This window comes from Streptococcus suis (assembly GCF_019856455.1).
Lineage (GTDB): Bacteria > Bacillota > Bacilli > Lactobacillales > Streptococcaceae > Streptococcus > Streptococcus suis_AE.
Genome location: NZ_CP082205.1, coordinates 1,564,822 through 1,585,545, shown reverse-complemented (window position 1 = coordinate 1,585,545; position 20,724 = coordinate 1,564,822). Strand labels below are relative to the sequence as shown.

General features: G+C 45.9%; 13 protein-coding genes and 1 pseudogene. 10 read left to right on the top strand and 4 right to left on the bottom strand.

The features are described 5' to 3' along the window. Nucleotides 1-180 carry a hypothetical protein gene (locus tag K6969_RS07775; RefSeq protein ID WP_029173059.1) on the top strand — a complete coding sequence of 60 codons (180 nt, stop codon included), beginning with the start codon at nucleotides 1-3 and terminating at the stop codon, nucleotides 178-180. A gap of 226 nt (nucleotides 181-406) precedes the next feature. Next, nucleotides 407-598, top strand: a pseudogene (locus tag K6969_RS12370) (KxYKxGKxW signal peptide domain-containing protein); the annotation flags it as partial. A 563-nt stretch (nucleotides 599-1,161) separates the two neighbouring features. Here the strand turns inward: K6969_RS12370 and K6969_RS07770 are convergent. Then, entirely contained in the window at nucleotides 1,162-1,314 is a 153-nt protein-coding gene (locus K6969_RS07770) for a hypothetical protein (RefSeq protein ID WP_170238429.1), read from the bottom strand. Nucleotides 1,315-5,454: 4,140 nt separating this feature from the next. Then, nucleotides 5,455-9,798 carry a hypothetical protein gene (locus K6969_RS12365; RefSeq protein WP_414820577.1) on the bottom strand — a complete coding sequence of 1,448 codons (4,344 nt, stop codon included), beginning with the start codon at nucleotides 9,796-9,798 and terminating at the stop codon, nucleotides 5,455-5,457. On the opposite strand from K6969_RS12365, the gene K6969_RS12360 reads away from it, so the two are divergent. The 4 genes from K6969_RS12360 (at nucleotide 9,797) to K6969_RS07750 (ending at nucleotide 13,723) form a co-directional block, all read left to right on the top strand. After that, nucleotides 9,797-10,096: an LPXTG cell wall anchor domain-containing protein gene (locus K6969_RS12360; RefSeq protein WP_029744684.1), complete on the top strand. Its 300-nt coding sequence runs from the start codon at nucleotides 9,797-9,799 to the stop codon at nucleotides 10,094-10,096. The genes K6969_RS12365 and K6969_RS12360 overlap by 2 nt on opposite strands. A gap of 237 nt (nucleotides 10,097-10,333) precedes the next feature. Beyond that, complete coding sequence (locus tag K6969_RS07760; protein ID WP_321537377.1) at nucleotides 10,334-12,232, top strand: ABC-F family ATP-binding cassette domain-containing protein; 1,899 nt, start codon at nucleotides 10,334-10,336, stop codon at nucleotides 12,230-12,232. Between the two features lie 185 nt (nucleotides 12,233-12,417). Next, nucleotides 12,418-12,894: a DUF3955 domain-containing protein gene (locus tag K6969_RS07755; RefSeq protein WP_024380606.1), complete on the top strand. Its 477-nt coding sequence runs from the start codon at nucleotides 12,418-12,420 to the stop codon at nucleotides 12,892-12,894. A gap of 1 nt (nucleotide 12,895) precedes the next feature. Next, nucleotides 12,896-13,723 (top strand): putative RNA methyltransferase, encoded by an 828-nt coding sequence (locus tag K6969_RS07750; RefSeq protein ID WP_321537376.1) that lies wholly within the window; start codon nucleotides 12,896-12,898, stop codon nucleotides 13,721-13,723. 39 nt (nucleotides 13,724-13,762) lie between these two features. Here the strand turns inward: K6969_RS07750 and gatD are convergent, their stop codons facing one another. Continuing rightward, on the bottom strand, nucleotides 13,763-14,548 hold the full coding sequence (gatD, locus tag K6969_RS07745; protein WP_043024710.1) for a lipid II isoglutaminyl synthase subunit GatD: 786 nt from the start codon (nucleotides 14,546-14,548) through the stop codon (nucleotides 13,763-13,765). Beyond that, nucleotides 14,548-15,891 (bottom strand): lipid II isoglutaminyl synthase subunit MurT, encoded by a 1,344-nt coding sequence (gene murT, locus K6969_RS07740; protein WP_321537375.1) that lies wholly within the window; start codon nucleotides 15,889-15,891, stop codon nucleotides 14,548-14,550. The genes gatD and murT overlap by 1 nt, the downstream gene beginning before the upstream one ends. 179 nt (nucleotides 15,892-16,070) lie before the next feature. On the opposite strand from murT, the gene cdaA reads away from it, so the two are divergent. From cdaA to K6969_RS07720, 4 genes are all read left to right on the top strand, one after another. Continuing rightward, nucleotides 16,071-16,925 carry a diadenylate cyclase CdaA gene (gene cdaA / locus K6969_RS07735; protein ID WP_318823111.1) on the top strand — a complete coding sequence of 285 codons (855 nt, stop codon included), beginning with the start codon at nucleotides 16,071-16,073 and terminating at the stop codon, nucleotides 16,923-16,925. After that, nucleotides 16,915-17,619, top strand: coding sequence for a YbbR-like domain-containing protein (locus K6969_RS07730; protein WP_012775246.1), 705 nt, complete (start codon nucleotides 16,915-16,917; stop codon nucleotides 17,617-17,619). Before cdaA ends, K6969_RS07730 begins: the two co-directional genes overlap by 11 nt. A gap of 12 nt (nucleotides 17,620-17,631) precedes the next feature. Next, complete coding sequence (glmM, locus tag K6969_RS07725; RefSeq protein ID WP_321537374.1) at nucleotides 17,632-18,981, top strand: phosphoglucosamine mutase; 1,350 nt, start codon at nucleotides 17,632-17,634, stop codon at nucleotides 18,979-18,981. Nucleotides 18,982-19,126: 145 nt separating this feature from the next. After that, entirely contained in the window at nucleotides 19,127-20,671 is a 1,545-nt protein-coding gene (locus tag K6969_RS07720; RefSeq protein WP_172101183.1) for an ABC-F family ATP-binding cassette domain-containing protein, read from the top strand. The last annotated feature ends 53 nt before the right edge of the window (nucleotides 20,672-20,724 follow it).

The window sequence follows — 20,724 nt, the reverse complement described above, 5'->3', positions numbered from 1 at the left end:
ATGGGACACGAACATCCATTGAAAGAAAGTATCGAGCAACGACTCGAAGAAGAACGCTATGTTATTCCGAAAAAAAAGAAGGAAAAGAAAAGGTTTAATTTTCAGCTAATTGTCACAATCTCGATTCTTATTAGTCTCGGCTTGATTATCTTGCAAATTCTTCAGTTCTTTTTGAAGTAAACTTTTTAGCCAGAATGAATGCTCTGGCTCTTTCTGTTTTTTTAATAGCTTCTAAGAAGCAAAAAGCAATTTGTTTGAAATATTTTATCAATTATAGTAGAATGAAGTAATTGTACCTATGATATATATATATATATATGCAATGTTTTTTATGGCTCTCTTTGTAAGTTGCGTAGGATATGTAGTATATATTTTTAGGAATTAAATTTATATACTAGGAGTCATAATGAAACATAAACGATTTAACAAAGATTTTGATGAAGTCGGACGTAAGAGTCGTGTCAAAATGCATAAATCAGGTAAAAACTGGATTCGGACTGTCATGTCTCAGCTCAGTCTTTTGCGTGTTATTCGAGGAAAAGGACAGGAAACAGTTTCAGTACCTCTTGTAGATAGTTCAGAGCGATTAGAAAGTCAACGCTACCAGTACCTGAAGGCTATGTTAGTTTCTGGAGCAGCCGTCACGGGAGCGGCCGTCATGACATCTGTTTTGGGTGAGGAGCAAGTAGCTGCAGTAGAGCAACAACTTGAAGAAACTACGGATACGCTTATTGATAAAGATCATGTCGTTGTTGAAACAGAGTCAACGCTAGTTGTTTCTGCTCAAGATGAGTCAACAGGGGGGGACGGTTCAGCTTCAAATAGCCTGTATGAGAATGATATTCTGTCACAGTCGGAAAGTAGTAGTCTTTCGGCATCGACAAGCGCTAGCACCTCAGCAAGTAGCTCTGCTTCAACAAGTGCTAGCACATCTGCGAGTACGAGTGCGTCGACATCAGCAAGTAGCTCCGCTTCGACATCTGTTAGTCTCTCAGCCTCGGCCACTTTTTCAACGAGTGAAGTAGGTCAGGAAACTTCAGAAACTCTTCCTCAATCAAGTCAGACGCAAGAACCTGGAACGGAAGATACCTCTTTAAGTAGCAACCAACAAGTATTGGTGGATGGCAACAAAGAGAATCCGACAACACTTTCTGGCTTTGGTCAGGGTTTATCACTTCTTAGCAGTGCCACAGCTGCCACAGCAACAGCTAGTTCAGAAACGGTGACAGGCTTGCTGGCAACTAACTTGGACAGCAATTCTTCAAGCCAATCTGAGACGACACAATCGGTCAAGACTGTAGATCGAGTAGCCAATATCAACTATATCGTCAAATATGAGCGAGAAGATGGCTCTCTTGTTTCAGCAGATGTTAAAACTGTCACTGTCATAACGGCAGAAGCCAGTGCAAAAAACACTGTGTCGGTTGAGGTTGTAGCACCAGATGGCTATAGCTTGGCGGACGGTCAAGCCAGCACAATTTCGCAGGAGGTCACGGAGTCAGGTGCTAACCTGTTGACGGTAAAAGTTGTAAAAAAAGAGGATACTCCTCTTTTATCCACTCCTGAAGTAGAGGCGGCAAAGAAAGTTCTTGAGCAAGTAAGTTCAGAAGCCTTGGTTCTTTCCAATGATGTCTTGCGTCGCTTCTACGATGATACAGAAAAGGCTTCCTTGGTCACCCTAGCGACAGATACAAAAAATAGTGCCATTGATGCCAGTATCTTACTAAGCGGTGCAAGTGCTACAGAGGAAGAACTCCTTGCCAAGGCAGAAGTTGTCCGCACCGAGACGACCCGTTTGGCAGAAGAGTTGCGTCTACAGACAGGTACAGAAGAGGTGTCTGTAGCCCTAGCGACGGATAATGTGGCGCCTGTGCTGCTTGAGTATGCTAAGAGTGTTATTTTGTTCAATAAGATCCCAATGAACAAAGAATTAGTAGTTGCTAAATTTAGAGAAAACACACCACCATCTGAATGGAAATTGTATGGTTTTTCCTTACACTGGGACAATATGGGGTATGACGCCATAGTAGCATCTGGGACTACTTTAGATAGGACATTGGGACTAACAGTCGTAGCTAGAGCTACTGGTACTGCTAATGAATATGAATATGTTATCAAGGGAACCCCAATTCATAACGGAGACGTTACAGGAGCCACCTTCTTTTCTAGACGTCCGTTACTTATTGATGGAAACTATAAGCAAGCAACTGTAAACTGGATTCCAGATAATGGTACAGTTTTTGTGATTGTTGAAGTTTCAGATGGAAATCACTTTATCAATATGAATTGGAATGAGCAACTGACAGATACGATTATTCAGAATAAAACTCGATTGATTACGAAATCGGGACAGCCATGGCAGAGACAGGACAATCTAAATTCCTTGACAATTTCGGTTAAAGGTGCGAAACCAGCAGTCAATCAATCAGGCAATGTTAATGTTACCTTAGCAACGCCTCAAGGTTTGACTACAAATGCAAATATCTACATCAACTACCCACCCAAAATTGAAAATGCTGCATCGCAAATTTTTGTCTTTAACAATACAGCAACAACGGTTGCTACTCGTATCGCCACTGTATCTGATACAGCAGGGCAAACAGTTAGGACATCGGTTGCAAATGATGGAGGCTTGGCAGTAGATACCAGTGGAACGATTCCAACGGGAAAAACCTTTACTACAGGCCTAGGCTACTACAGACGTACCTTGACCGCAACAGATAACTATAACAACAGCTCAAGTCATACGTTTGCGATTCGCTCCTATAATGTAAGCGATAGTAGCATGACCGCTGAAGCGGGGACAAAGGTAACGACAGTAGCAATCCTTGACCAAGTGAAAGCATCCGTGACAGGTGGTGGTTCAGATGGATTGGCTGGTTCTGGTTTGGAAAACCTTTCTAGCTATTCTATTGTTTCAGGTTACGACCATGAACCAACTGTCGGTCCAAAAACAGTTCGTGTTCGTGTGACCTTGATAGGCGGTAACTATAAGGAAGTAGATGTTACAGTTAATTACCAAGACACTACCGCACCGACAATCACGGAGCCGCGTACAATCTATGTCTTCAAGGACACACAGATGACTCAAAGTTTGCAGTTGGCTAAGATGTCAGATGCAGGTACGGGTATCAATACGACAACATCTGGAACCAGTAATTTGCAAGGCTTGACCTTGACCAAGAACTCAACAGATGGCAATAAAAATGTTACGTTGTTGGTCAGCGGTACAACAAACGCTGGTGTCGGTCAGTATAACAAAACGTTGACTGCTGTTGACCAAGGACAACCCTTGTCTACGACAAATAGCCAAGCAGTTATTCAAGTCATCTCAGCAGCTGATTCCACTATTCAGCGTACCAATCATACCCCGATTACTTGGAGTGAGATAAAAGATAAGGTTGCAAGCACCTTGGATGGTAACCATGCTGATGCAGGTTTGTCTTATAAGTTGCTTGTAAATGGGACACCTGTCAATGATGCGAATGTCACAGCATCGCACATTCCGACAGTTGATGGTAGTGTAACCGTTCGATTAACAACGGACTATAATGGTGTTGACGATGCAGGTGTTTACAAAGATGTTGTAGTAACTCTGGATTATCCTGAGAGGGAAGCACCTGTTGTTTCAAACCTTAGCAATCAGATTTTTATTTTCAAAGATACCACGGTAAATGTTACAGATAGTAACTTTAACCACACTTCTAATAAATTGGCTATCGGTACAATTGAGGATGCGACAGGGATTCAAACTGTAGAAATTGTAAATAATAACAATTCAAATTTAAATAATTCGGAAGGGTTGACTCTTACAGCTGACGGTACTAGTGCAACCTCTAAGACTTTGAATATTAGTGGTCAAACTAACGTATCTAGTTTGGTAGCTGGAAATTACTACAACAAAATCAAATCAACGGATACTTTAGGAACTGTTGGGATTTCAGCTCAGTATACCATGTCCTTGCTGAACGTTCAGGATACGTATCGCTTACCTAATAAACAAATTTCAGACGCTAAGTATACTGATGAAGAGATTGTTAATGTTGTAAAAAATTATATTTCTAATAATAAATCGACAGTTTTTGGTACGAATACAACGGATGCTACCGCCAATGAAAATGTGGCAGCATTGACATATAAAGTTGTAGCAAATGCCAACCATAATAAAGTGATTTACAAGCCAGACGGTGTGACGAATACCGATCATACAGTAACAGTACGGATTAGAACGTCAAGCGGTACCTACAAAGATGTCCTTGTGAATTTCAAGTATGTTGATACAATTGCACCAACCTTAACAACAAATGATCTATATGTCTTCAATGGAGTAACCTTGACGACACCAGTAGACGTTATCAACCAAAAAACAGATGCTGGTACAGGAATTAACAACGCAAGTCTTCGTATCCAAGAAAGCGATACAGGCTTGACCATCAATGCAAACGAGCAGGTCACTGGAACCTACACAGCAAGTGCCGCAGGTCTAAACACTCGACATGTTCAAGTATCGGACAACAGTACGGATAACAACGGTGGTCCAAATACAGCGACGGCCAACTTGAAAATCCTTATAGTCAATCCACAGAATACTAGCTTGACTAAAGAACTGACAGGTGGTGTTAAATACACCAATGATGAAATCAAGCAGGCTGTTCTCGATGCAATGAAAGCAAATAACTATGCAGCATTTGGGGACCTCACACAAGAACAACGAGAAGCATCGGGACTATTGAGTAATTCTGCCTATACAGTTCGGAATGAACATGACTTTACTTCCGGTGAGAAAACAGTTCGAGTCCAGATGCGAAATGCTCAGGGCAATATCGCTGTAGTAAATGTCACCATTAACTATACGAATGATGCTCCGGTTATTTCGAACCAAACCAACCTTTCAGCCATCAAACGTTCTGATAGTACATCGGTTACTCTTGATTTATCCACAGCTGTGACGGTTACGGATACGGAAGATGATAGAAGTACAACCGATGCAAATAATACTTCTGTCACTTACAAGATTAAAGGTCCAGATGGAACTGTTCTAAAAACAGTTACTGCATTGAAGAGACAATCTGCTCCGATTAACGTTAATGAATTAACAGCAGGAACCTATACTGTTAATGTAGAAGCAACGGATAGTGTTGGAACGACAACGACAAGTAGCTTCCAATTGACAGTGAAGGACAATACACCTCCAGCGATTACAGGATCTAATCGCACTGTCGATCGCAACGATAGTCCTACAATTGATATTTCGGTTGGAGTATCGGTAACAGATACAGAAGACGCAGCAGCAGGTGTCAGACCAAGTGTTACCTATAAAGTTGTGAACAAAAATGGTAAGGTTGTCTACAAAGGAACAAATCCTAACGTTTCAAGTGGTACACTATTAGCAGGAGTTTATACCGTTACCGTCACTGCTGTAGACTCTCATGGAGCTAAAACAGAGAAATCTTATCAGTTAACAGTGACGGATAAGAAATCTGTCTCAGAATCGGCAAGTTTATCAGCCTCCGTTAGCGCCTCAACAAGCGCGAGCACGTCCGCCTCAACGTCAGCCAGCACGTCCGCATCGACTAGCGCAAGCACAAGTGCTTCAACATCGGCAAGTACGTCCGCATCGACTAGCGCAAGTACAAGTGCTTCAACATCGGCAAGTACGTCTGCATCGACAAGTGCAAGTACGTCTGCCTCAACGTCAGCAAGTACATCTGCTTCAACGTCAGCCAGCACGTCCGCTTCAACCAGCGCAAGTACCTCCGCTTCAACAAGTGCAAGTACAAGTGCCTCAACCAGCGCAAGTACATCCGCATCAACATCGGCAAGTACAAGTGCCTCAACGAGTGCAAGTACGTCTGCATCGACAAGTGCAAGTACAAGTGCCTCAACGTCAGCCAGCACGTCCGCATCGACTAGCGCAAGCACAAGTGCTTCAACCAGCGCGAGCACATCTGCTTCAATGAGTGCAAGTACATCCGCATCAACCTCGGCAAGCACGTCCGCATCAACCAGCGCAAGTACATCTGCTTCAACGTCGGCAAGTACGTCCGCCTCAACAAGTGCCAGCACGTCCGCATCAACGTCGGCAAGTACGTCCGCATCAACCAGCGCAAGTACATCTGCTTCAATGAGTGCAAGCACGTCTGATTCAACCAGCGCAAGTACAAGTGCATCGACAAGTGCCAGCACGTCTGCTTCAACGTCAGCAAGTACGTCTGCCTCGACGTCAGTAAGCACGTCAGCTTCAACGTCGGCAAGTACGTCTGCCTCAACGAGTGCCAGCACGTCCGCATCAACCTCGGCAAGTACGTCTGCTTCAATGAGTGCAAGTATGTCTGCCTCAACATCGGCCAGCACGTCTGCTTCAACGTCGGCAAGTACGTCCGCCTCAACAAGTGCAAGTACAAGTGCTTCAACGTCAGCAAGTACGTCCGCATCGACTAGCGCAAGTACAAGTGCTTCAACCAGCGCAAGTACAAGCGCCTCAACATCGGCAAGTACGTCTGCTTCAACCAGCGCAAGCACGTCCGCATCGACTAGCGCAAGCACAAGTGCTTCAACAAGTGCAAGTACAAGTGCTTCAACCAGCGCAAGTACGTCCGCATCAACCTCGGCAAGCACGTCCGCATCAACCAGCGCAAGTACAAGTGCTTCAACGTCAGCAAGTACGTCCGCATCGACTAGCGCAAGTACAAGTGCTTCAACCAGCGCAAGTACAAGCGCCTCAACATCGGCAAGTACGTCTGCTTCAACCAGCGCAAGCACGTCCGCATCGACTAGCGCAAGCACAAGTGCTTCAACCTCGGCAAGTACCTCCGCATCAACGTCGGCAAGTACCTCCGCTTCAACATCGGCAAGCACAAGTGCTTCAACAAGTGCAAGTACGTCCGCATCAACGTCGGCAAGTACCTCCGCATCGACAAGTGCAAGTACAAGTGCTTCAACGTCGGCAAGTACGTCTGCCTCAACCAGCGCAAGTACATCTGCTTCAATGAGTGCAAGTACGTCCGCATCGACTAGCGCAAGCACAAGTGCTTCAACCAGCGCGAGCACATCTGCTTCAATGAGTGCAAGTACATCCGCATCAACCTCGGCAAGCACGTCCGCATCAACCAGCGCAAGTACATCTGCTTCAACGTCGGCAAGTACGTCCGCCTCAACAAGTGCCAGCACGTCCGCATCAACGTCGGCAAGTACGTCCGCATCAACCAGCGCAAGTACATCTGCTTCAATGAGTGCAAGCACGTCTGATTCAACCAGCGCAAGTACAAGTGCATCGACAAGTGCCAGCACGTCTGCTTCAACGTCAGCAAGTACGTCTGCCTCGACGTCAGTAAGCACGTCAGCTTCAACGTCGGCAAGTACGTCTGCCTCAACGAGTGCCAGCACGTCCGCATCAACCTCGGCAAGTACGTCTGCTTCAATGAGTGCAAGTATGTCTGCCTCAACATCGGCCAGCACGTCTGCTTCAACGTCGGCAAGTACGTCCGCCTCAACAAGTGCAAGTACAAGTGCTTCAACGTCAGCAAGTACGTCCGCATCGACTAGCGCAAGTACAAGTGCTTCAACCAGCGCAAGTACAAGCGCCTCAACATCGGCAAGTACGTCTGCTTCAACCAGCGCAAGCACGTCCGCATCGACTAGCGCAAGCACAAGTGCTTCAACAAGTGCAAGTACAAGTGCTTCAACCAGCGCAAGTACGTCCGCATCAACCTCGGCAAGCACGTCCGCATCAACCAGCGCAAGTACAAGTGCTTCAACGTCAGCAAGTACGTCCGCATCGACTAGCGCAAGTACAAGTGCTTCAACCAGCGCAAGTACAAGCGCCTCAACATCGGCAAGTACGTCTGCTTCAACCAGCGCAAGCACGTCCGCATCGACTAGCGCAAGCACAAGTGCTTCAACATCGGCAAGTACCTCCGCATCAACGTCGGCAAGTACCTCCGCTTCAACATCGGCAAGCACAAGTGCTTCAACAAGTGCAAGTACGTCCGCATCAACGTCGGCAAGTACCTCCGCATCGACAAGTGCAAGTACAAGTGCTTCAACGTCGGCAAGTACGTCTGCCTCAACCAGCGCAAGTACATCTGCTTCAATGAGTGCAAGTACGTCCGCATCGACTAGCGCAAGTACAAGTGCTTCAACCAGCGCAAGTACAAGCGCCTCAACATCGGCAAGTACGTCTGCTTCAACCAGCGCAAGCACGTCCGCATCGACTAGCGCAAGCACAAGTGCTTCAACATCGGCAAGTACCTCCGCATCAACGTCGGCAAGTACCTCCGCTTCAACCTCGGCAAGCACAAGTGCTTCAACAAGTGCAAGTACAAGTGCTTCAACCAGCGCAAGTACGTCCGCATCAACCTCGGCAAGCACGTCCGCATCAACCAGCGCAAGTACAAGTGCTTCAACGTCGGCAAGTACGTCCGCCTCAACAAGTGCAAGTACAAGTGCTTCAACGTCAGCAAGTACGTCCGCATCGACTAGCGCAAGTACAAGTGCTTCAACCAGCGCAAGTACATCTGCTTCAATGAGTGCAAGTACGTCCGCATCGACTAGCGCAAGCACAAGTGCCTCAACCAGCGCAAGTACAAGTGCTTCAACGTCAGCAAGTACATCTGCTTCAACATCGGCCAGCACGTCCGCTTCAACCAGCGCAAGTACGTCCGCATCGACTAGCGCAAGCACAAGTGCCTCAACCAGCGCAAGTATCTCCGCTTCAACCAGCGCAAGCACAAGTGCTTCTACGTCAGCAAGCACGTCCGCTTCAACAAGCGCAAGTACATCTGCTTCAACGTCGGCAAGTACGTCCGCATCAACATCAGCAAGTACGTCCGCATCGACTAGCGCAAGTACGTCTGCATCGACAAGTGCAAGTACGTCCGCCTCAACAAGTGCAAGTACCTCCGCCTCAACCAGCGCCAGCACGTCTGCCTCAACGAGTGCAAGCACGTCTGCCTCAACCTCGGCAAGCACAAGTGCTTCAACCTCGGCAAGTACGTCTGCCTCAACCAGCGCCAGCACGTCTGCCTCAACGAGTGCAAGCACGTCTGCCTCAACCAGCGCAAGTACATCTGCTTCAATGAGTGCAAGTACGTCCGCATCGACTAGCGCAAGCACAAGTGCCTCAACCAGCGCAAGTACAAGTGCTTCAACGTCAGCAAGTACATCTGCTTCAACATCGGCCAGCACGTCCGCTTCAACCAGCGCAAGTACATCTGCTTCAATGAGTGCAAGTACGTCCGCATCGACTAGCGCCAGCACAAGTGCTTCAACCAGCGCAAGCACAAGTGCTTCAACATCGGCAAGTACCTCCGCTTCAACATCGGCCAGCATGTCCGCTTCAACCAGCGCAAGTACATCTGCTTCAATGAGTGCAAGTACAAGTGCTTCAACGTCGGCAAGTACGTCTGCCTCAACGTCGGCAAGTACGTCTGCCTCAACCAGCGCAAGTACATCTGCTTCAACGTCGGCAAGTACGTCCGCATCAACATCAGCAAGTACGTCCGCATCGACTAGCGCAAGCACAAGTGCTTCAACGTCGGCAAGCACGTCTGCCTCGACAAGTGCCAGCACGTCCGCTTCAACGTCGGCAAGTACGTCCGCCTCAACGTCAGCCAGCACGTCCGCCTCAACGTCGGCAAGTACGTCTGCTTCAACGTCAGCAAGCATGTCCGCTTCAACGTCGGCAAGTACCTCCGCATCGACTAGCGCAAGTACATCTGCTTCAATGAGTGCAAGTACATCCGCCTCGACAAGTGCGTCAGAGATTTGGATTGTATCAAATGCTGGTGGTACTTCCATGGAATTACCAAAAATTGATATTCAATCGGTATCTGAATCCATAAGTACCTCTCAATCGTTGTCAGCAAGCATAAGTGTCTCAACTAGCGCAAGTACATCGGCGTCCACGTCAGCAAGTATGTCTGCGATGACTTCTGAAGTTGCAAAACCAGTGAATCGGAAGGCAACTAAGCTACCTAATACAGGTGAGACCCAGTCCTCAGTATCAGGATTGTTGAGTGCCACAATGTTAGGAGGAGCCTTTGCACTTATGGCTAAACGTCGTCGTAAGGAGCGAGAAGATGATGATATTTCATAATGGTATTCAGTTTGTAGATAGAACTGAGAGAGTTAACAGAATTCTGTATTGCAGTAGAAAAGCGAACTCTTCGTTAAACTAAACTAATTGGGACGTATCAAAAATAGCTCTATAATTCGCTAGTGGTTTCAACCATTGACGACATTATAGAGCTTTTTTGGGTAGAAGGATTGGCTATCTATATTTTTGGTGAATAGCAGGTGTCATGGTTCGGCTAATTTATGGTACAATATTGCTATGATTATTCTAAGCGGAAACAAGATTGAACGCTCATTTGCGGGCGAAGTTTTATTTAACAATATCAACATTCAAGTGGACGAGCGGGATCGGATTGCCCTTGTCGGAAAAAATGGGGCTGGCAAGTCAACTCTTCTTAAAATCCTTGTCGGAGAAGAAGCAGCGACCAGCGGTGATATTTCAACCAAGCGTGATTTGTCCCTTTCTTATCTGGCACAGGACAGCCGTTTTGAGTCAGAAAATACCATTTACGATGAAATGCTTCATGTCTTTGACGACCTGCGGACGACGGAAAAACGCCTGCGGTCTATGGAAGAGCAGATGGGCAGCCTATCTGGTAGCGACCTAGATCAACTGATGAAAACCTATGATAGTCTGTCGGAAGAATTTCGTCTGGCAGGTGGCTTCAGCTATGAGGCGGATATTCGTGCCATTTTGAACGGCTTTAAGTTTGACCAGACCATGTGGGAAATGAAAATCTCCGAACTCTCTGGCGGTCAAAATACTCGACTTGCTCTGGCAAAAATGCTTCTTGAAAGCCCAGAACTCTTGGTGTTGGACGAACCGACCAACCACCTGGACATCGAAACGATTGCTTGGTTGGAAAATTATCTGGTTCATTACAAGGGAGCCTTGATTATTGTCAGCCATGACCGCTATTTCTTGGACAAGGTAGCGACTCTGACGCTTGATTTGACCAAGCATTCCTTGGACCGTTATGTGGGTAATTATTCTCAGTTTGTTGAGCTCAAAGAGCAGAAGTTGCAAACGGAACTGCAAAACTATGAAAAGCAGCAGAAGGAAATTGCCAAGTTAGAAGACTTTGTCCAGAAAAATATTGTCCGTGCTTCGACCACCAAGCGTGCCCAGGCTAGACGCAAGCAGTTGGAAAAGATGGAGCGACTGGACAAGCCAACAACTGGTCAGAAGTCTGCCAACATGACTTTCCAGTCGGACAAGACTTCTGGCAATATCGTCTTGACAGTGGAAAATGCTGCGGTGGGCTACGATGGAAACATTCTTTCCCAGCCTATTTCCATTGACCAAAGAAAGCTGGATGCCATTGCCATTGTCGGACCAAATGGAATCGGAAAAACTACCCTGCTCAAATCCATCATCGGAGCTCTGCCATTTATCAAAGGAGAAGCCAAGCTAGGAGCCAACGTGGAAGTGGGATACTATGACCAGACCCAGTCGGCCCTAACGCCTTCCAACACGGTCTTGGAGGAGCTCTGGTCAGCCTTTCCGACCACGCCTGAAGTGGAAATCCGTAACCGCCTAGGAGCCTTTCTCTTCTCAGGCGATGACGTCAAAAAGTCTGTTTCCATGCTATCTGGTGGGGAAAAAGCTCGCCTGCTTCTTGCTAAGCTATCTATGGAAAACAACAACTTCCTCATCCTCGACGAGCCGACCAACCACCTGGACATCGACAGCAAGGAAGTCCTAGAAAATGCCCTTATCGAGTTTGACGGCACCCTGCTCTTTGTCAGCCACGACCGCTATTTCATCAACCGCGTCGCCACCAAGGTCCTAGAAATCTCGGAAACTGGCTCCACGCTCTACTTGGGCGACTATGACTATTATTTGGAGAAAAAGGCAGAGCAGGAAGCAGAAGCCCAGCCTGACCAGCTAGAAAGTACTAGCCAATCAGCCGGAGCCATAGATTACCAAGCTCAAAAGGAAAACCAAAAAGAGCAACGCAAACTAGCCCGTCGCATCGAGCAAATCGAGGTAAAAATTGAGGCCATCGAAAACCGCCTGAGCGAGCTCAGCCAAGCCATGCTAGAAACCAACGACATCGGCCAGCTGACCGATTACCAAAAAGAAATCGATCAATTGACTGCCCAACAAGAAAATCTCATGGAAGAATGGGAAGAATTATCTGAGCAGATGGGGTAGGTTGACAGGGAGTTGACAAGAGGCTCAAATCCTTGACAGAACGGTTTGCAAGCCAGTCTTTCGGAGTTAGCAAGACCACCTTTCGCTGAAAAAGTCTAGGGCAAGCTAGTCTTTCTTGGTAAACATTGACCAACAAGCTAAGATGAGTTTAGGACCTGCCAGACAGGATCCTGAAAGGAGAAGAAATGAACTTTGGACAGCAAATCAAGGACTTACGAAAGAAGGAAGGCTTGACCCAGGAGCAGTTTGCCCTCAAACTCAATGTGACCAGGCAGGCCGTTTCCAACTGGGAAAATGACAAGAATCTACCTGATTTGGAACTCTTGATTCTCATGTCCTCTGTCTTTTCGATCTCCTTAGATCACCTTATCTTAGGAGGAACTGACATGAACAACATGACAGAAAAACTTGTAAAAGACGGTCGTGAAGGCCGCCGTACCCAGATGCACCTGACTATTACCATTATCGGTAGTTTTCTCATGCTTCTCGGCTTTGTCTGCTTTGTCATCAAGGCAAACTCGGTCGAGTATATTGATGCCAAGGGCATTCTGCATGAAAACTTTTATCTCATTCCAGTCGGCTACTTGCTGGTCTTTACAGGAGCCATTGCCACGCTCCTATCAGGACTAGCCCTGTATCGCTTTAGAAAAGAACACAAATAAGATGACCAAACACCAACGTTTTGCCAATAGCGACCAATTTTTCGCCTGTCCACATTGTGGGCAGGCTCTTGGTCTTGACCTCAACAGCCTCCGCTGTCCCAACCGCCACACTTTTGACATTGCCAAGCAGGGCTACGTCAATCTGGCCCCCCAGGTCAAGCAGTCTGCCAACTACCACAAGTCTAGCTTTGAAAACCGTCAGGCCTTTTTAGAGGCGGGCTATTACGATCATCTCTATGCGGCTTTGGAGGAAAAAATAGCAGAGCTGGGATTGCGGTCTGTCTTGGATATCGGCTGTGGAGAGGGGTTTTATTCCCGCAAATTAGCCGAGAAAATGGACTTGGACATTCTTGCTTTTGATATTTCCAAGGATTCCATTCTCCTAGCAGCCAAATCTGACAGGACTAAGTCGGTCAAATGGTTTGTCGGTGACTTGACCAAGTTGCCTATTCAAGATAAGACGATTGACGGTATCTTGGACATCTTTTCCCCAGCCAATTATCAGGAGTTTGCCAGAGTGTTAAAAACTGGTGGGGCAATTCTAAAATTAGTCCCAGGCCCCAATCACCTCAAGGAGCTCCGCCATTTAGCCAAAGACCAACTCCGAAAGGAGTCCTATGACAACCAAGAAATCGTGGACCATTTCAAGTCTTACGTGGGGCAGGTGGAGCAAGTACTGGTCAGCCGGACCCTGCCGATTACAGCCGCCCATACTCAAGTCTTGGCAGACATGACACCCCTCTTTTTCCAAGTAGACCAGTCCAAGTTGGATTTGAGCCAGTTGACCGAGATTACGGTTGAGGGAGTGCTTTTGGTAGGAACGATATAAAAAATGAAACCGCCTCTGGATATCAGAAGCGGTTTTGCTTTATTTCTCAAATTCTGCCTTGCTTTTTACATCGCCGTATTCTTCAGCGACTTCTTTACTGAGGATGTCAGTGTAGCTGGCAAGTTGGATGTCTTGTCCATATTTTTTACGGAGGGCAGTTGTGACCAGGCGGTAGGCTAGGTTGGCATTGCGGGACAGGATGGGCCCGTGGAAGTAGCTGCCGAAGGTGTTTTTGTAGTGCAGGCCTTCGCCACCGTCTTCCTTATTGTTGCCATTACCATAGACAACCTTGCCCAGCGGTTTTTGGTTGTCAGCTAGGAAGGTACGACCTTGGTGGTTTTCAAAACCGTAGTAGGTTTCGTTGAACTCCTCATTGTGAATTTTAATGTCACCGATGTAACGGTTGTTAGTCTGGTTGAGGGTGTAGTGGCCCATTATACCCAGTCCGTCAATCTTGCGGCCGCCAGCTTCGATGTAGTATTGACCGAGCAACTGGAAGCCACCGCAGATAGCCAGCATGACACCATCGTTTTCGATAAAGTCTGCTAGGCTGTCTTTTTTTATCGGTAAATCCTTGGCTAAAATAGACTGCTCGTAGTCTTGACCACCACCGAAAAAGGCGATGTCATAGTAATCCTTATCAAAATCATCAGTCAGTGAAACGATGTCCACCTGAACACGAGCCCCCAGCTTTTCAGCCACATACTTGAGCATGAGGATGTTGCCGTTGTCCCCGTAGGTGTTCATCAAATCACCGTAGAGGTGGGCGATGTGGAGATCATAAGTGTAGTCTTTTTCAGGACTTTTTAATGACGTATAGACCATTATTTCATCTCCTTTCCAACGGCTTGGCGTTGAGCCAGCAGGTCACGGAATTCGAGCATAGCTGTATAAGTAGCTAAAATATAAGCATGTTGGCTACTCGATTGCTCAATCAAGGTCATGATGTCTTCTAGTTTTGGTGTTTCAGTAATCTGGTTCTCAGGATAGCCAGTCACACGGAGACGACGGGCGATTTCAGACGAACGAACACCGCCTGCAAAGACTTGTGGAATGTCCATTTGAGTGATTTGTTCAAAGTCAGCGTCCCAAATCCAGCTGGTATCAATTCCGTCAGCGTAGTTGGCATTGAGAAGGACGGACAGGCTGAAATCGTATGGAGCCAGTTTCATCATTTCAATAGCCTGGGTTGCACCGACAGGGTTTTTAATCAAGACCAATGTACAATCTTTATCACCCAACTTAAATGTTTCTTGGCGACCGAAGACTGCCTTTGATTTGTCAAATCCTGCCTTGATTTTTTCAGGAGATACGCCGAAAAATTCTGCTACGCTGACAGCTGCTAGGGCATTGTAGATGTTGTAGAGGCCTCCGATGTTAATCTTATAATCCTGACCGTCAATAGCAAAGGTGGAAGAAGTATTGGTAATCTCTTTCAGTTCAGTTAACTTGTAGTCCAGCTCAGGTCGACAAAAGCCACAGTTGTTACAGATATAGCTGCCCAAGTTAGCGTAGGTATTTAGCTTGTACTGGATAATCTGGTGGCAATGAGGACAGAGAACGCCTTCGGTATTGTAATGGGCCAGACGAGGTTCATGTTCTTCCGTCGCAAAACCGTAGTATTTTACTGGATTGATAACGTTTGTCGAGTTAAAAAGCGGGCTGTCACCGTTGGCGAGAATGGTCGCATGAGGAGCCTTGGCAGCCCCGTCCAAAATCATCTGGTAGGTGGTATAAATCTCACCGTAGCGGTCCATCTGGTCACGGAAGATATTGGTAAAGACAATCAGACTAGGCTTGATAAAGTCGGTCACGCGGGCAAGACTTGCTTCGTCAATCTCCAAGACGGCAATCTTCTTACCATTTTTGTTTTTCTTGGCAGATAAAAATGTTGCCGTAATCCCTGTAATCATATTGGCACCGCTGGTGTTGGTCGTAATTTCTCCAAAGGCTTCTTGAAGGATACCTACGGTCAAGGCTGTTGTTAGAGTTTTACCATTGGTTCCAGTAATAACAACGACTTCATAATCCTTAGCCAAACTATCTAAAATATGTTTATCGAATTTGAGGGCAATTTTTCCAGGTAGGGTAGTACCACGTCCTAGTTTTTTCAAAATGAACTGGGAACCTTTTCCTGCTAGAATACCCAAAGCTGTATTTATTTTCATGGGACTATTTTATCATAAAGGTCACTGATTTTCTAGAATGGAGTGTGTTGGAACGTGATATATTCCTGCAGTAAATCTGTACTATTTTTAACAGGAAGGTCACTATTTTCTAAAGAAAAGGGGAAAATATGGTATAATGGGTACATTACTATGTATGAGTTAGAAAGTATGAGAATGATATGTTAAACCTAAACCAGTTACTGGATACAGGGTATTGGTCGAGTTTGATAGCCAATCCTTGGACCGCACTGTTGCACCTAATTGATATTAGTATAGTTGTTTATTTGATTTATAATTTTAGTAAGTCTATTGCAGGTACTAAAATTATGACATTGATTCGAGGGGTTTTTCTCTTCATTATTGTCCAGATTATAGCGAGTTTATTCGGTCTGCAGACGATTGCTTGGCTGATTAATCAAGTAATCACGTATGGGGTTATTGCAGCAGTAGTTATTTTTGCACCAGAGTTGCGCGCTATGCTTGAAAAACTCGGTAGAACAACTCAGATTTTTGGGACAAATACAGTGAGTGCAGAAGAAAAGTTAATTGTTGCTTTTCTCAAATCGGTTGCTTATATGTCTCCGCGTAAAATTGGTGCACTTGTGGCAGTAGAACAAGCCCAAACATTGCAAGAATATAGAGCAACGGGGATTCCACTCAATGCGGATATATCTCAGGAATTGTTAATAAATATTTTCATCCCGAATACACCGCTACATGATGGGGCTGTAATTGTCAAGGAAGACAAGGTAGCTGTTGCTTGTGCTTATTTGCCCCTGTCAGAGAGCGCAGGAATTTCAAAGGAATTTGGAACACGACATCGTGCAGCCATTGGCTTATCGGAGGTATCTGATGCGTTTGTGTTTATTGTTTCTGAAGAAACTGGCAGTATTTCTATTGCACGAAACGGGATATTTAAACATGATTTGACTTTGGATGAGTTTGAAGCAGAGTTGCGAGCGACTTTTATTTCTGAAAATGTAGAGAAAAAGTCCATCTGGAAGCGATTAGGAGGTGGCAAACATGAACGATAAGTTTAAAGCTGTAGGTCACTTAGCCTTATCTATTTTTCTAGCATTGTTGCTCTTTTTCTATGCAACAACCACCAACTATAAAAATTCAGAATCAGCTGCACAGAACACGGAGTCAGAAACCTATGTTCACACACTGAGCAATGTACCGATTGAGATTGAATATGATACAAACAAGTATTTTATTTCCGGATTTTCTTCGACAGTAGCAGTTGAATTAAGGGGCTCTAATCGTGTTCTCCTACAGAGAGAATCCGATGAGTCAACTCGGACGTTTCAAGTGACTGCGGATTTGAGAGAGTTGAGTGATGGGACACAGACTGTCAAGCTACAATTGACTAATTTGCCAGCAGGAGTGAGTGCGACACTAGCACCAGATGCGATTACCGTTAAGATTGGTAAAAAAGTTAGCAAGGCATTCCCGGTAGCTGGTAGAGTATATAGTAATCAATTGGCAGAGGGTTACAGTCTGTCTAAGGTTTCGGTCAACGTAGATACCGTTAAAGTGACAACGGATGAAGAAACAATGGCGAAGATTGATCGGGTCGAAGCTGTTGCGATGGATGTGAGCAATCTGTCTGAGAATTATAGTGGTACAGCTAAATTACAGGCTGTAGATAGCGACGGCAATGTCTTGCCAGTTGTACTGTCTCAGACGGAAGCAAATATGCAAATTATACTTACAAAAACAAAATAAGAGGTTATGAAAATGGGTAAATATTTTGGGACAGATGGTGTCCGTGGAGAAGCAAACGTAGAATTAACGCCAGAATTAGCATTCAAATTGGGTCGTTTTGGTGGTTATGTTCTTAGTCAACATGAAACGGATGTACCTCGTGTCTTTGTGGCGCGTGACACACGTATCTCAGGTCAAATGTTAGAGGCTGCCTTGATTGCAGGACTTCTATCAGTAGGGATTCATGTGTATAAATTGGGAGTTTTGGCGACACCGGGTGTTGCCCACCTAGTCAAAACTGAAAAAGCAAGTGCAGGTGTCATGATTTCTGCAAGTCATAACCCAGCGCAAGATAACGGTATCAAATTCTTTGCTGGTGATGGTTTCAAATTGGATGATGCATTGGAAGCGGAGATTGAAGCTCTCTTGGATGCTGAAGAAGATACACTTCCTCGTCCATCTGCACAAGGCTTGGGTGATGTGGTAGATTATCCAGAAGGCTTGCGTAAATACGAATCCTTCCTTGTTTCAACAGGTATTCAGCTAGAAGGTATGAAAGTTGCCTTGGATACTGCCAATGGCGCTGCCTCAACCTCTGCTCGTCAAATTTTTGCGGATTTGGGAGCAGATTTGACTGTAATGGCTGAAAAGCCAGACGGTTTGAACATCAACGAAGGCGTTGGCTCAACTCATCCTGAAAAATTGCAGGAATTGGTGAAAGAAACTGGCAGTCAAATCGGACTTGCCTTTGACGGAGACAGTGACCGACTGATTGCCGTTGATGAAAATGGTGATTTGGTAGATGGCGACCGCATCATGTATATCGTCGGCAAGTACTTAGCAGAAAAGGGGTTACTAGCTAAAAATACCATTGTGACAACTGTTATGTCCAACCTTGGTTTCCATAAGGCTTTGGATCGTGAAGGTATTGAAAAAGCAGTGACCGCTGTTGGTGACCGTTATGTGGTTGAAGAAATGCGCAAGGAAGGCTACAATGTCGGTGGTGAGCAGTCAGGACATGTGATTCTGATGGATTATAACACCACAGGCGACGGCCAGCTGACCGCTGTGCAATTGACCAAAATCATGAAAGAAACTGGTAAAACACTTTCTGAATTAGCAGCAGAAGTGACCATTTACCCACAAAAATTGGTCAATATCCGTGTGGAAAACAGCATGAAGGACAAGGCTATGGAAGTGCCAGCTATTGCAGCTATCATTGAAAAAATGGAAGCAGAAATGGCTGGCAACGGTCGTATCTTGGTTCGCCCAAGTGGTACTGAGCCCCTCTTGCGTGTCATGGCAGAAGCGCCAACGGATGCTGAAGTCGATTACTATGTGGACACCATTGCTGATGTGGTCCGTGCGGAAATTGGAATTTAAGCAGAAATCAATCATTTGTTAAGATGATTTCATTGTCTTGAACCACCAGATTGATTAGGTGGCTAGTAGTTCCACTCAAGACTGCGAGAATAAAAGTAAAAACTGGAGTTTGGTTACTCCAGTTCTTTGATGTTGTGAGGAAATTATGAGTATTTTAGAAGTAAAGAATTTAAGTCATGGGTTTGGTGACCGCACGATTTTTGAGAATGTCTCCTTCCGTCTCTTGAAAGGGGAGCATATCGGTCTTGTCGGTGCCAATGGAGAAGGGAAATCGACCTTCATGTCCATCGTGACAGGTCAATTGCAGCCAGATGAGGGCAAGGTAGAATGGTCCCGCTATGTAACGGCAGGTTATTTGGACCAGCATGCTAAACTAGAAAAGGGTCAATCAGTCCGTGATGTCTTGCGGACAGCATTCGATGAACTCTTCAAGACAGAAGCTCGTATCAATGACATTTACATGTCTATGGCAGAAGAGGGTGCCGATATGGATGCCCTCATGGAAGAGGTTGGCGAACTGCAAGATCGTCTGGAAAGTCGTGATTTCTATACGCTGGATGCCAAGATTGACGAAGTTGCGCGTGCGCTTGGTGTCATGGACTATGGCATGGACAAGGATGTGACGGAGTTATCAGGGGGACAACGGACTAAGGTTCTTCTTGCAAAATTGCTCTTGGAGAAGCCTGATATCCTGCTTCTGGATGAGCCGACCAACTACTTGGATGCAGAGCATATTGACTGGCTCAAACGCTACTTGCAGAACTATGAAAATGCCTTTGTCTTGATTTCGCATGACATTCCTTTCTTGAATGATGTGATTAACATTGTCTACCATGTGGAAAATCAGCTTTTGACTCGCTACACAGGCAATTACTACCAATTCCAAGAAGTACACGCTATGAAGCGGGCTCAGTTAGAGGCTGCCTACGAACGCCAGCAGAAAGAAATCGCGGATTTGCAGGACTTCGTTAACCGCAACAAGGCCCGCGTTGCGACTCGAAACATGGCCATGTCTCGTCAGAAGAAGCTGGACAAGATGGAGATTATTGAGCTTCAAGCAGAGAAACCAAAGCCATCATTTGATTTCAAAATGGCTCGAACTCCAAGTCGCTTTATCTTCCAAACGACTGATTTGGAAATTGGTTATGACCGTGTCTTGACACGTAGGCCGCTCAATCTGACCTTTGAACGCAACCAGAAGATTGCCATTGTCGGTGCCAACGGTATCGGTAAATCCACTCTTCTTAAAAGTTTGCTGGGTATTATTCCACCGCTCGGTGGTTCTGTGGAGCGTGGGGAGTATTTGGAACTAGGCTATTTCGAGCAAGAAGTAGCTGGTGGTAATCGTCAGACGCCACTGGAAGCCGTTTGGGATGCCTTTCCAGCCCTCAATCAAGCAGAAGTTCGGGCTGCTCTAGCTCGTTGCGGTCTGACTTCCAAGCATATCGAAAGCCAGATCCAAGTCCTTTCAGGTGGTGAGCAGGCCAAAGTTCGCTTCTGTTTGCTTATGAACCGTGAAAACAATGTCCTGGTTCTCGACGAGCCGACTAACCACTTGGATGTGGATGCCAAGGATGAACTCAAACGTGCCCTTCAAGCCTATAAGGGCTCCATTCTCATGGTTTGCCACGAGCCTGATTTCTATGAAGGCTGGGTTGACGATGTATGGGATTTTAATGAATTGACATAAAAAGCAAGCTGCCGAAAGGTGGCTTTTTGGTTCAGTTTGCAAAGACGAAAATG